The sequence below is a fragment of the Candidatus Neomarinimicrobiota bacterium genome, from assembly GCA_034716895.1.
Lineage (GTDB): Bacteria > Fidelibacterota > UBA8477 > UBA8477 > JABMPR01 > JABMPR01.
This window is the reverse complement of record JAYEKW010000141.1, coordinates 1-11,417: the sequence shown is the minus strand read 5'-3', so window position 1 is coordinate 11,417 and position 11,417 is coordinate 1. Positions and strand designations below refer to the sequence as shown.

Genomic DNA, 11,417 nt, shown 5'->3' with positions numbered 1-11,417 from the left:
GGTGTTAGGTGTTGGGAGTTTAAAAATATCTTCGACTTTCGACTTTCGACTTTTGACTTTCGACTTTCGACTTTCAACTTTCAACTTTCAACTTTCGACTTTCGACTTTCGACTTTCGACTTTTGACTTTTGACTTTCGACTTTCGACTTTCGACTTTCGACTTTTGACTAAATTATGTCTACTGGTAAACTATATATCGTCTCTACGCCCATCGGCAATCTGGGTGATTTTACTTTTCGTGCTGTTGATACCCTGAAAAAGGTCGATCTCATTGCGGCTGAGGATACTCGTGTATCTGGCGTTTTACTGAAACACTATGAGATATCAACACCCATGTTCTCTTACCATGATCATAATAAGGAACAGGCTACACCAGGACTTTTGCGTAAACTGGAAAATGGTGACGATGTGGCTTTGATCACGGATGCTGGAACACCTCTGGTCAGTGATCCTGGTTTTTATCTGGCTCGTGCAGTTGTGGCAGCAGGGCTTGATATTGTGCCCATCCCAGGTGCATCAGCCATGTTAGCTGCTATGGTGGCTGCAGGCTTGCCTTCAGACCGATTCACCTTTGAAGGCTTTTTACCACGCAAGAAGGGTCGCCAAAGCCGTCTCAAATATCTGGCAGAGGATCCGCGTACTCTGATCCTCTACGAATCACCCCACCGGGTTGGTCGAACACTTCGAGATATCCATGACCACATGGGGAACCGACAAGTGGTTATTGGTCGGGAGATCACCAAGAAATTCGAAGAATTTATCAGGGGAACCGTTTCAGAGATCAGGGAACAGTTAGACACCCGCAGCATAAAAGGTGAAGTGGTTATCTTGATCGGAGGAAAGAAAGCATGACGACAGACAAAACATTTGAATATGCACGCGATGATTTCAATTATCCGCAATTCGCTCAAAAATTATTAAAAAAGGTTCTGAACTCTGCCATCACGCAGGTTCGCAATAGTGATATTGATGCGATCTGGCTGAACAAATTACGCTGGGGTGTTGAAGGTTTAAGCATTCTGACCATTCTGTTGGGAGCCTATTTCCTGACGGCTTTGTTAGTAGCGATCTGGCTCTTTCTGGATCAAGTTTATCTCCATGTATTTGTAGATCGTTCAGTTCCCGCAAATCGGTTTAAGCACTTTGTGGAAGAAGTTCCCCTGGTAGTGGCTCTAACGTTCTATATGTGGCTTCAGGGACACTGGTGGACCGGTGGAGCGGCCTTGCTGGGTATTTCAGGACTGTACCTGCTCACCAACCTTCAGATGAAATATGATCTTATGGCTATCAATATTCCCAGACTCTATTTTTTGAGGTGGGATAGAATGGGTATCATCTTCTTGTTTGCATTGCTGGGAGCCTGGCCGGGTGAACGTGCTTATCTATTTGTAATTTTGTTACCCTGGCTATTGGCTGCTTTAAGTTTCTATGACTATATATGGATATTGATCCAACTGGCAAAAACCAAAAAATGAAAACTTCACGTCCTTTGTTCATCAGCTTTGAAGGAATCGATGGGTCTGGAAAATCGACCCAGTGTAAGATGCTGTACCATGAACTCCTGGATAGAGGCTACTCTGTTCACCTTTTCAGGGAGCCAGGCGGTACCAGGATATCTGAAAAGATAAGAGATATTCTATTGGACAAAGAAAATATTGAAATGAGTCCCATCACCGAGATGCTGCTCTACTTTTCCAGTAGAAGTCAATTGATCGCTGAAAAGGTCATGCCAGCCCTTAACAGAGGTGAGATTGTTCTGCTTGATCGGTTTGTGGATAGTACCATTGCCTATCAGGGATATGGGCGAGATCTTTCGTTAACCAGTATTCAAAAGGTTGCTGATGTGGCGATTGGAGAGGTCGAGCCGAATCTCACTATTCTGGTGGACACCCCACTTGAAACCGCTGAAGACCGCATGGATGATCGAGAACTGGATCGCCTGGAAGCTGAAAATGTAGAGTTCAAACAGCGTACTCGAAATGGTTATCTAAAACTTGCCAGCGAAGAATCCCATCGTTTTCTAGTTCTGGATGGCCGCAATAGTATAGAAGATATCAAGCATACCATTATAAACAGGGTTGATCACCTCCTGAACAATTAGTTATGAAATTCCGACATATCTATCTTCCAGTTCTGGCAATGGGTTTGCTCACCTTATGGTCAGCCAGACTCTTTACTCAATCATTGGATGATCGTGTTGATGGTGAAAACGCTATCAAGCAGGTGTATCAGACAATCCTTGATCGTTATGTTGCTGAGATTGATGCCGTGAAACTCTCAAATGCCGCTATCTCAGGGATGCTGCGTGAGTTGGATCCCTATTCTCAACACATCAATGATAATAATTCTCATCGTCTTGATGCTATCACCACTGGTGAATACGGCGGTGTAGGGATGCACCTCGGACGGATGAATGACTCTCTCGTTGTCATTTCTCCCATGGATGGAACGCCAGCCTATAGACAGGGGATCCAAGCAGGTGACCGGATCGTTAAGATTGACTCCATCTGGACCCGCAAATTGGATCTGAGTCAGGCAGCCAGACTGGTCCGCGGTGAAAAAGGGTCGTTGTTAAAGTTAGTTATTAAGCGTGAAGGTGAACGGGAATTGATGACCTTTGAGCTTGAGCGCGAATTGATCAAAGTTCCTGATGTCAGTTACTCCGGTTTGTTGGATGAACGTACAGGCTATATCAAACTATCTAATTTCTCAAAATATTCCTCAGAAGACCTGGAAAAAGCAGTGCGAAAATTGAATAAGACCCATTTAAACGCGCTGGTTATAGATCTCAGGGGAAATCCAGGCGGTTTGTTAAGCGCTGCACTGCGAAGTGCCGACCTATTTATTGAAAAAGATGAGCTATTGCTGGAAACCAGAGGGAGAGTTCATCAATCCAATAAAAAATTCTACGCTCGTCGTCGTCCCATTGTGGATAGTGACCTTCCCATGGCTATTCTGGTGGATGGTGGATCTGCTTCTGCTTCTGAGATTCTCTCCGGTATTCTCCAGGATTATGATCGGGCAGTGGTGATAGGTGAATCAACATTTGGCAAGGGGCTGGTTCAGACAGTTACCCGTTTAACACCTGAAACACGGCTCAAGCTTACTACGGCTAAGTATTACCTACCCAGTGGGCGATTGATCCAGAAACGAGAGATCGCAACTGAAGTTATTTATGAAGATACCCTGACAATGGGAGAACAGAGTTATTTTTCAGACAATCATCGTCGTTTTGAAGCTGGGGGAGGTGTAACGCCGGATCTGAAAGTAGCAGATCCTGTCCTGAGCAGCCTGGAACAAAATCTGTGGAGAAAAAGACTCTTCTTCAAATATGCTCTGGAATATGAGGAGCAACATCCCGGACTTACTTTGCCAATACACCTCGCAGATAGTCAGGTTGACAGTTTCTATGTTTGGCTGGAACTTCACGATTTATTTCCCCCAAGCGATCTACAACGCTGGATATCAAAGTCAGCAGATCTGATCGATTCAACCAGTTCCATCCATGTAGATATGATCAAGCTACGGTCTGAGTTGAAGCGTTTAGATCTGATTCAGCAACAGGATGAGATCGAAGCGAACAGGCTTCAGATCCTGAGCGGTCTGGAAAGTGAGATCGCCAATGTTATGGGTGGAAATGGGGCTCGGGTTGCCGCATCATTGAATCATGATCCCGTTGTGGTCAAAGCTGTAGAGTTATTATCTTCGGCAACCGAGTTGCAGGCTATTCTCGCTCAAAAGAACAATTAATCAGGTTTAACGACGCTCCTTTTCCTTTAAGGACAGTGTCAGGGCGAATTCAGCCAAGATTTCGTCGCCATATTTATCAGGAGCAGTTACCAGGATGTTCAGGGTCTCATGTTGTCGTTCACCTGTGGCCAGAACTTTTTCAATAAGCGCTTTGATTTTTGCACCATCTTGACAGGTAAATAGTGCATCAGCATCGACCCTTTTTAAAAAATTTACCTGCATATCTTTAAAAACCAGATTGATCCGATGCTTGCTTTTTGCGATCAATTCCATGGCTAACAGGCCACCAGCAAGATCAGCCCCAATTGCCATCGTCCCGAAGTATAAACTATGTAGATGATTTCGTGTGCGACGTTTAAGCGGAATATGGATGATGCACTGCTCACTATCCAGAATATGAACCTTTGGCCGAACGAAAAGGATGAGGGGTATCTTGGTTAAGCCAAAGTACCAAACAGCTGCCGTTTTCTTCCAATTTGTGATCATTACTTATCTTCCTTGAATGCTAAAGTGTGTCATCCGGATCTTCCTGTTCCACAAATGAATATAGATCACTGATCATAACCTGCAGATAACCAGCGGTGGTTTTAGCTGAATTCAGATCCTTGCGGGATTTGATCTGGACAACCATTTGTTTGATCGATTCTAGAGCCTGGCCCAGAGTCCGCTCGAAGGAAACCTGTTGACTGACAATATTGTCCAGTGCCTGTTCCAGGCGTGTTTTGTCCAGGGGCTTCAGCAATATGTCAGAGAAACCGGCCAATTTTGCCTCGACAAGTTGATCGACATCAGTTGAGGCAGTAAGGAGAATAAACGGCGGAAGCGTGTGCAGGGCATCGTCCTTGTACTGGGGTAAGTTGTTTGTATTCCTGAAGAGGTCGATCCCATCCATGTTTGGCATCATAAGATCAGTTACCACCAGGTCAAAGTTGGATCCGTTTGCTGCTATTTCGCGCAGGGCTTCCATCCCGGAGAGTACTTGAATTACTTCGTGTCCCAGGCGCTTTAACTCCATGACGACTAATATCCCATTGAACTTAATGTCGTCAACTACCAGTATCTTCATGCAGAAATCCTATCGGTTCCAGAACAGAGAATCAATTAAAATATCGCTTCAATATAGTTATGTAATTGATTAGATGAATATGCTATTGCAGGATCTGAAGCAATTATGAATGATCATTCATAATGAATATCTCTTAACCATAAAAGATACAGCTAGATAGAGCGGATATGGTTTGTTGTATATTGTAGAATAATAGTAAATATTATCGAATTAGATTAATAAACCCTAAAAAGGGTTAAAGAATAGGAACCCATCCCCGATAGTAGGGTTGAGTGTTAAAGTTTATTGAAAAATATCAAACACCACCCGGGCTGACAACGATCACAGTCCTGCAAGAGAGAGTAAAGATCGTGAAAGATGACACGGAAGTCATTGTTTAAACAAGGAGGTTCAAAATGAGTGACCTGATGAGAATTCACGCAAACGTACAAGCCATGCAATCCATGAATTCATTGAGTCAGATCAATGAAAAGATCGGTATGCATCAACTTCGTTTGGCAACCGGCAAGAAGATCAATTCCGCAGCTGAAGATCCTGCAGGATATCAGTTGGCCAGAAGTCTTGAAACCAGACGTCGGGGACTTGACGCTGCTCTGCAAAATGTGAGTCAGGCGAAAAACGTTATGAATGTAGCTGAAGGCGGGTATCAGAATATTATGGATATTCTCCAGACCATTAAGGAGAAGGCTACTCAGGCAGCTGACTACTCATTGTCAAGTACACAACGATCATCAATCAATGACCAGGTCGCTGCTCTTATTGCAGAGATCGAAGAGATTGTGGATGAGACCACGTTTAACGGTGACAGTCTCATTGATGGTGGTTATTCCGGTGCATTTCATACTGGTGAGGGAGCTTCAGATGAGCTGACCATCACATTACAAAATAGCGATTCTGCGGCTTTGAGTATCAATTCACTGGATTTGTCCTCTGCTAATGGTGCGAGTGGAGCCATTTCTACGGCGAGTTCAGCAATCGATACACTGGCTGGTCGCATCCAGGATGTTGGTGAATATAAAGTTCGCCTGGCATCTAAAGAACGGACACTCTCTGTGGCAGTTACTAATGCAGAAGCGACTCGGAGTGTGATCGAGGATGCCGATTTCGCCAAGGAACAGATGGAGGTGATGAAGTTGCAGATCCTGCAGCAGACAGCCGTATCATCCTTAGTGCAAGCAAACTCGGCACCCCAGGTCGTTCTCTCACTCTTCAGATAAATATCCAAAAATAGGGGAGCTTGTAAAGATCTCCCCTTTATTCTGAACTGTGAAAGGAGGCGACAATGTCAAATGGCTTTATGAGTATCAAAGATGTAGCTGGTTATTTGAAAATCAAGGAGCAGACCGTTTATCGCCTGGTACAGCAAGGAAAAATCCCCGGCCTGAAGCTGGGAGGTCAATGGAAGGTTAAAAAAGATCACTTGGACCGGATGTTTGATGAGATACTGACTGAAAAACTGAAGGAGATCAATAGCTAGTAAACCTGCTCGTGTACCCTTAAACCCTCAAGGAGACTTGGGGGTTTTTTTATTATCGCAAAAGACCCAGCATCACCCCCTTCAAGTCGCAAATACGATTGATATGCTTATTCGCATAAATCTTATACCAATTTCAGTTCTAAAGGGTCTATTAATTTCAAAATATTTTAGTGTTATACGATCTTCATGTTTTTTGCATAGCCATAGCTATGGATAAAATATTAAGTGAAGTATAACGGTAAAAGATGAAGAAATTACAGGCCATTTGGAGCTGAATTTGGTATTAGTGCTTACGTTATTAACCCGGTGGATATTGAGTGTGTCTCCCTGAGGCTCGAAAGGTGTACACATCGGGTTCTTTATGAACATAGCCCAACATTATTATCCGCCACTTTAATAATTGCCCAAGTCCACCCTGAAATCATGCTTGAATATTATTTTATTTTATTAAATCTTCATGTAAACCCTGAAAAACAATCAAATGCTAAGTGATAATGCTGATAATCCCTGTTGTGTAATTAATTCACATAAAAATTACTGAATATTATTCACTCAAACCCTTACACCCACCAAAAATGCCACCAGAACTAATGATTGCCCCAAACTGGCGATATTCGTTGTGAAGGTTTTTTGAACGCGGTTTTACATGAGGAAGTGACGGAGCCTGAAACCGTACCACGATTACCGTCAACGTGGGCAAGGAAGCCCATATCTAAACAAGGAGGTTTTAAATGAGTGAACTAATGAGGATTTACTCGAACATTCAAGCGATGCAGAACATGAATTCACTGGGGAATATCAGTGACAAGATGTCCATGCATCAAATGCGTCTGGCAACAGGCAAAAAGATCAACTCAGCTGCAGATGATCCAGCCGGTTACCAGTTAGCCCGTAGTTTGGAAACCAGAAAACGTGGTCTGGATGTTGCCTTGCAAAATGTAAGTCAAGCCAAGAACGTGTTAAATGTTGCCGAAGGTGGCTATCAGAATATCATGGATATTCTCCAAACCGTAAAAGAAAAAGCAACTCAGGCAGCCGATTATACGCTTTCCAGTACTCAGCGTACTTCGATTGATGACCAAGTTTCCGCTCTGGTTTCTGAAATTGAGGATATTGTAGCTGAAACCACCTTTAACGGTGACAGCCTCATCGATGGTGGCTATTCTGGTGCTTTTCATACCGGTGAAGGTTCTACAGATCAGTTATCTGTTTCCCTGGGTGACTCTGACTCAGCTGCATTGAGCATCAATAGCATTTCACTGAGTTCAGCTAATGGTGCCAGTAGTGCTATTTCAACTGTATCAACAGCAATTGATACACTCGCAGGTCGAATCCAGGATGTTGGTGAGTATAAGGTGCGTCTTGCTTCCAAAGAACAATCTTTGTCAGTAGCATCCACCAATACTGAAGCGATCCGCTCATCAGTGGAAGATGCCGATTTTGCCAAGGAACAAATGGAAGTGATGAAGTTGCAGATTCTTCAACAGACTGCTATCTCATCCTTTGCTCAGGCAAACAGTGCACCACAAGTAGTGCTCTCTCTCTTCCGTTAAGGAAGGAAACTATGACAGCTGGATGGGAAATGCTTTCCCATCCAGCTTCATTATTTTTTGACTTTGTAAACCTTGTCTTAAACCTCTTGAGTATTTCCATCACAATGATAGCAACAACTGAAAGAGGTTTTAACCCCATTCGGATGAATATCCAGATGGTGGCATGGAACTTGACAATTCACCGGAGATGATAAAATGTTGGCAAACCAGAATATGACCCCAGACTCTCAGCCAAATCCATACTTGGTTCAAAAGATCATGACGGCCAGTCCTGAGGAATTGATCTCATACATCTTTGAGGCAGCCATCAAGGCTTGTGCTCAAGAAGATCACCGCAGGGCTTTGGAGGCAGTTCAGGAATTGATCAATTCACTGAACTTTGAAGCTGGAGATATATCCTCAACATTTTATAAAGTATATTCGGAAATTGCGGATCACATTCATAAACGCGAATTTGACACTGCTCTTACAAATCTAATGGATTTACGTAAGACCTGGTCCCAGGCTATGAATATTAGATAGGTTGCATAATGGATATCAACTCGCTATTAGGTTCACAAAATTCGATTCAATATCTGGTTGACCAGTATATGAAGTTCGAATCGAGGCCAAAGGATGCTCTGCTCGATCGGCAGTATGCACTCAATCAGCGGAAAGATACCTTATCGGATCTGGATAGCAAACTGTCAGCCCTTCAGTCGAAGGCTGAACGTTTATCAGATCCAGTAACGGATTATTTTGCAGCACGTTCTGCTTCCACCAGTGATGGTGATGTAATGACTGCCACTGCCGGCGCGACAGCCGCTCTTGGTAATCACGCTATCACCATCGATCGTCTGGCAATATCAGATACACGGGTATCACAGCAATATACTGATGGAGATTCCAGTTTTAGCGGGTTCCTCACCGATCAAACATTCTCTATCGAAGTAGGCGCACCTACAGATGAAGATGCAAATAATCGGGTGAGCATATCCATGACTGTTTCAGCGGCTGACCTGGCTCTAGACAATGATGAAGCCTTGCTTCAGATAGCCGATGCTATCAATAGTGCCATGTACACAGCGGTTTCAGATGAAACAATCGGTTCTGAAGAACAAGTAAGAGCTTCTGTGGTCACCGAGGAATCAGGGAAATCACGCTTGGTCCTGAGGAGTGAGTCATCCGGATATACCTATCGCATGGAATTCACTGATTCAGCTGATGGTCTTTTATCAGCACTGGGTGTATCTGATAGTATTCAGAGTAGTGGCAGTGCCGGTGGATATATCACTGACGTAGGTACCAGTACGACGACCAGCTTATTAAATTCCAAATTTAATATAGACGGATTGGATTTTTATCGAGACAGTAATAATGTGACAGATGCGTTGGCTGGAGTGTCCATTAAAATGTTGGATACTTCAGCAGCAACACAGACTATCACTGTTGTTGCTGATACGGAGGGTGTCAAAACGGAGGTCAACGGGTTCATTGATGCCTATAATGAGGCCATGACCTACCTGCGTGAAGAGACCCAGATGAATCCAGATACTTATGAGCGTGGTATGCTGGCTGATGACGTGACTTATCGCGGTATAGTCTACGATCTAAGAAATTTCACCTTAAATCAAGTAAGTGGTGTCAGTAATACTGATTATTCCCGTCTATTTTCCATTGGAATTGAAGCAGATTCACAGGGCATGTTGTCCATAGCTGATATGGATAAGTTTACGACTGCTATCGAAACAAATTCAAACTATGTAGCAGAGCTTTTCAACTCAGCAGATGGTTTGGCAACCCAACTCGATGGTTATTTAGAAAACTATGTCAAAACCGGTGGATCCATAAACAGCAGTAAGAATAATATCGATGACCAGCTGATGAATCTTACTGATCGCATATCACTTATGGATGATATTCTTTATCGTCGAGAAGACCAATTAAGACAAGAGTTTACAAGTCTACAGGAGATGATGTACAAATTACAAAGTCAACAAAGTTTTCTAGGATCCTTTTTTCAGTAAAGGAGGAAGATTATGGAAGCTGTAGTCGTAGAACTTGCAAAAAATTCGGTATCCAACCCTCAGATTGAACCTGTTTCAAAAGTGATTAATCTCAAGGAAGTGAACGAATCAGAGAAAACTTCTGAGACCACCCAGGATGGCGCAGTGCTTGATATTAATCTGGTCGATTTCACAGAGCTTGTAAAAAATGTAACTGATGTAGTGCAGGCGCTGGGTACCAAAGTATCATTTTCGTTTGATGACCGAACGCCCAACCCGGTGATCAAGGTTATGGATGATGAATCAGGTAAACAGGTCCGTCAGATACCCAGAGAAGAGATGTTGCATCTCATGTCCAAATTAAGAGAAGTCTCTGGGCTGATTTTCGCGAGGAGTATCTGATGACTCCTGGAAATCACGCGTTAACTCATTCGGCACACGTACTTCTGGAACAGGAAATGGTCTGTTTTCATGAGATCATGGCAAAAACCCAGGAGATTATCAATGATTCGGATACCATATCTTTGAAATCTATTTTAGAATTATTAGATACGCGGGATCATTGGATCGATCGCCTTAGACATCTGGAGCTACAAAAGGACTCACTGCGGATGGATGGTGCTGAATTACGGAGATCAAAATTAGGACGGCAGATATCCAGCATTGCAAAATCACTTGTTGTAACAGATGCGAAGCTGTTAGATATTCTACAGATACGTAAGATGAATGTTGTTAAAGAAATGGGAAAGATCGCCGACACTAGGGGTGAGGCCACGAATGTCATGAAAGATGCACAACAACCAACGATCATAGATACCAGGAGTATCTAAGGAGAGGATCATGTCGCCGATTAAGAATATTGGAAATCTTCCTCCAGAATTCCGACGCTCTGAGCGCAATGAAAAACAAAGCCAGGTCAAAAAATCAAGTGATCTGGGTGCTCGAGCACCCACTGCAAAAACTGATCAGTCCCAGAAGATCTCTCAAGACCAGGTAAATGTCTCAGATTCTGCTAGAACCTTACTCCAGCGGGATGCTGAGATTCAACGTTTTACAGGCGAGATGTCCACAGTTGAGACTCTAAGTGCGGAAGAACAGCAAGTTATAGAAGCAAAGATCGAAAGTGATTTTTATTCTTCACCTGAGGTTATCTCAACTGTTGCTGGTAAAATTGCAGACGAAACAACAAGTGCAAAGTTAAGTTTATCACCAACTCGTATGCAGGAAGTTCTTGAGAATATCCGCGAAAATCAGTACGCATCAGATGCTGTAATCGATGTTGTCGCCGATAAGATAATAAAGGATCTGTAGGCGTCATTGGAATCTCCAACAAGATTTTATACAAATTAAACTTCAAACTGTGCGTTATCTCCTTCATCTTTTCCAGTTCTGTTGTACTTAAAATCTTGACCATAGCTATCAGTCTCCACACTACATGCTACGCCCTGACAAGCAGCTATGCTCAAAATATGAAGCTTGACGAAACCGCAAAAAGTATCTGAGAATTCATAAAATGTACCCTAAAACCATTAAATGCAACAACATATAGTGAATAAGCATAAATCCATATATATCAACACTTTGC

The 11,417-nt window shown here is 43.1% G+C and carries 14 protein-coding genes; 12 read left to right on the top strand and 2 right to left on the bottom strand.

The features are described from left to right. Window positions 1-175 precede the first annotated feature (175 nt). The 4 genes from rsmI to U9Q77_08990 are packed head-to-tail and all read left to right on the top strand — an operon-like array spanning window position 176 to window position 3,751. Window positions 176-853, top strand: a complete 678-nt coding sequence (gene rsmI / locus U9Q77_09005) for a 16S rRNA (cytidine(1402)-2'-O)-methyltransferase (protein MEA3287495.1) — start codon at window positions 176-178, stop codon at window positions 851-853. Beyond that, window positions 850-1,476 carry a hypothetical protein gene (locus tag U9Q77_09000; GenBank protein MEA3287494.1) on the top strand — a complete coding sequence of 209 codons (627 nt, stop codon included), beginning with the start codon at window positions 850-852 and terminating at the stop codon, window positions 1,474-1,476. Before rsmI ends, U9Q77_09000 begins: the two co-directional genes overlap by 4 nt. Beyond that, the gene (gene tmk / locus U9Q77_08995) at window positions 1,473-2,102 is read left to right on the top strand and encodes a dTMP kinase (GenBank protein MEA3287493.1); all 630 of its coding nucleotides are present in this window, start codon (window positions 1,473-1,475) and stop codon (window positions 2,100-2,102) included. The genes U9Q77_09000 and tmk overlap by 4 nt, the downstream gene beginning before the upstream one ends. Window positions 2,103-2,104: 2 nt before the next feature. After that, window positions 2,105-3,751, top strand: coding sequence for a S41 family peptidase (locus U9Q77_08990; protein ID MEA3287492.1), 1,647 nt, complete (start codon window positions 2,105-2,107; stop codon window positions 3,749-3,751). Between the two features lie 6 nt (window positions 3,752-3,757). Here the strand turns inward: U9Q77_08990 and U9Q77_08985 are convergent, their stop codons facing one another. Both U9Q77_08985 and U9Q77_08980 read right to left on the bottom strand, forming a co-directional pair. Next, window positions 3,758-4,237: a DUF4442 domain-containing protein gene (locus tag U9Q77_08985; protein ID MEA3287491.1), complete on the bottom strand. Its 480-nt coding sequence runs from the start codon at window positions 4,235-4,237 to the stop codon at window positions 3,758-3,760. Between the two features lie 19 nt (window positions 4,238-4,256). Then, on the bottom strand, window positions 4,257-4,817 hold the full coding sequence (locus U9Q77_08980; protein MEA3287490.1) for a response regulator: 561 nt from the start codon (window positions 4,815-4,817) through the stop codon (window positions 4,257-4,259). A 395-nt stretch (window positions 4,818-5,212) separates the two neighbouring features. Between U9Q77_08980 and U9Q77_08975 the strand changes: the two genes are divergently transcribed. From U9Q77_08975 to U9Q77_08940, 8 genes are all read left to right on the top strand, one after another. After that, entirely contained in the window at window positions 5,213-6,034 is an 822-nt protein-coding gene (locus U9Q77_08975; protein ID MEA3287489.1) for a flagellin, read from the top strand. A gap of 65 nt (window positions 6,035-6,099) precedes the next feature. Then, a complete protein-coding gene (locus U9Q77_08970; GenBank protein MEA3287488.1) occupies window positions 6,100-6,294 on the top strand; it encodes a helix-turn-helix domain-containing protein in 195 nt (64 codons plus the stop codon). A 731-nt stretch (window positions 6,295-7,025) separates the two neighbouring features. Further along, window positions 7,026-7,847 carry a flagellin gene (locus U9Q77_08965; protein ID MEA3287487.1) on the top strand — a complete coding sequence of 274 codons (822 nt, stop codon included), beginning with the start codon at window positions 7,026-7,028 and terminating at the stop codon, window positions 7,845-7,847. 195 nt (window positions 7,848-8,042) lie between these two features. After that, the gene (locus U9Q77_08960; GenBank protein ID MEA3287486.1) at window positions 8,043-8,369 is read left to right on the top strand and encodes a hypothetical protein; all 327 of its coding nucleotides are present in this window, start codon (window positions 8,043-8,045) and stop codon (window positions 8,367-8,369) included. Window positions 8,370-8,377: 8 nt separating this feature from the next. Next, window positions 8,378-9,853, top strand: coding sequence for a flagellar filament capping protein FliD (gene fliD / locus U9Q77_08955; protein MEA3287485.1), 1,476 nt, complete (start codon window positions 8,378-8,380; stop codon window positions 9,851-9,853). A gap of 12 nt (window positions 9,854-9,865) precedes the next feature. Further along, window positions 9,866-10,234 carry a flagellar protein FlaG gene (locus U9Q77_08950; GenBank protein ID MEA3287484.1) on the top strand — a complete coding sequence of 123 codons (369 nt, stop codon included), beginning with the start codon at window positions 9,866-9,868 and terminating at the stop codon, window positions 10,232-10,234. Further along, window positions 10,234-10,662 (top strand): hypothetical protein, encoded by a 429-nt coding sequence (locus U9Q77_08945; GenBank protein MEA3287483.1) that lies wholly within the window; start codon window positions 10,234-10,236, stop codon window positions 10,660-10,662. Before U9Q77_08950 ends, U9Q77_08945 begins: the two co-directional genes overlap by 1 nt. A gap of 10 nt (window positions 10,663-10,672) precedes the next feature. Beyond that, entirely contained in the window at window positions 10,673-11,143 is a 471-nt protein-coding gene (locus U9Q77_08940; protein ID MEA3287482.1) for a hypothetical protein, read from the top strand. Window positions 11,144-11,417: the final 274 nt, after the last annotated feature.

Excerpts from the sequence above, each read along its gene's own strand:
- rsmI (MEA3287495.1), top strand. The coding sequence starts at position 176 with ATGTCTACTGGTAAACTATATATCGTCTCTACGCCCATCGGCAATCTG.
- U9Q77_09000 (MEA3287494.1), top strand. The coding sequence starts at position 850 with ATGACGACAGACAAAACATTTGAATATGCACGCGATGATTTCAATTAT.
- tmk (MEA3287493.1), top strand. The coding sequence starts at position 1,473 with ATGAAAACTTCACGTCCTTTGTTCATCAGCTTTGAAGGAATCGATGGG.
- U9Q77_08990 (MEA3287492.1), top strand. The coding sequence starts at position 2,105 with ATGAAATTCCGACATATCTATCTTCCAGTTCTGGCAATGGGTTTGCTC.
- U9Q77_08985 (MEA3287491.1), bottom strand. The coding sequence starts at position 4,237 with ATGATCACAAATTGGAAGAAAACGGCAGCTGTTTGGTACTTTGGCTTA.
- U9Q77_08980 (MEA3287490.1), bottom strand. The coding sequence starts at position 4,817 with ATGAAGATACTGGTAGTTGACGACATTAAGTTCAATGGGATATTAGTC.
- U9Q77_08975 (MEA3287489.1), top strand. The coding sequence starts at position 5,213 with ATGAGTGACCTGATGAGAATTCACGCAAACGTACAAGCCATGCAATCC.
- U9Q77_08970 (MEA3287488.1), top strand. The coding sequence starts at position 6,100 with ATGTCAAATGGCTTTATGAGTATCAAAGATGTAGCTGGTTATTTGAAA.
- U9Q77_08965 (MEA3287487.1), top strand. The coding sequence starts at position 7,026 with ATGAGTGAACTAATGAGGATTTACTCGAACATTCAAGCGATGCAGAAC.
- U9Q77_08960 (MEA3287486.1), top strand. The coding sequence starts at position 8,043 with ATGTTGGCAAACCAGAATATGACCCCAGACTCTCAGCCAAATCCATAC.
- fliD (MEA3287485.1), top strand. The coding sequence starts at position 8,378 with ATGGATATCAACTCGCTATTAGGTTCACAAAATTCGATTCAATATCTG.
- U9Q77_08950 (MEA3287484.1), top strand. The coding sequence starts at position 9,866 with ATGGAAGCTGTAGTCGTAGAACTTGCAAAAAATTCGGTATCCAACCCT.
- U9Q77_08945 (MEA3287483.1), top strand. The coding sequence starts at position 10,234 with ATGACTCCTGGAAATCACGCGTTAACTCATTCGGCACACGTACTTCTG.
- U9Q77_08940 (MEA3287482.1), top strand. The coding sequence starts at position 10,673 with ATGTCGCCGATTAAGAATATTGGAAATCTTCCTCCAGAATTCCGACGC.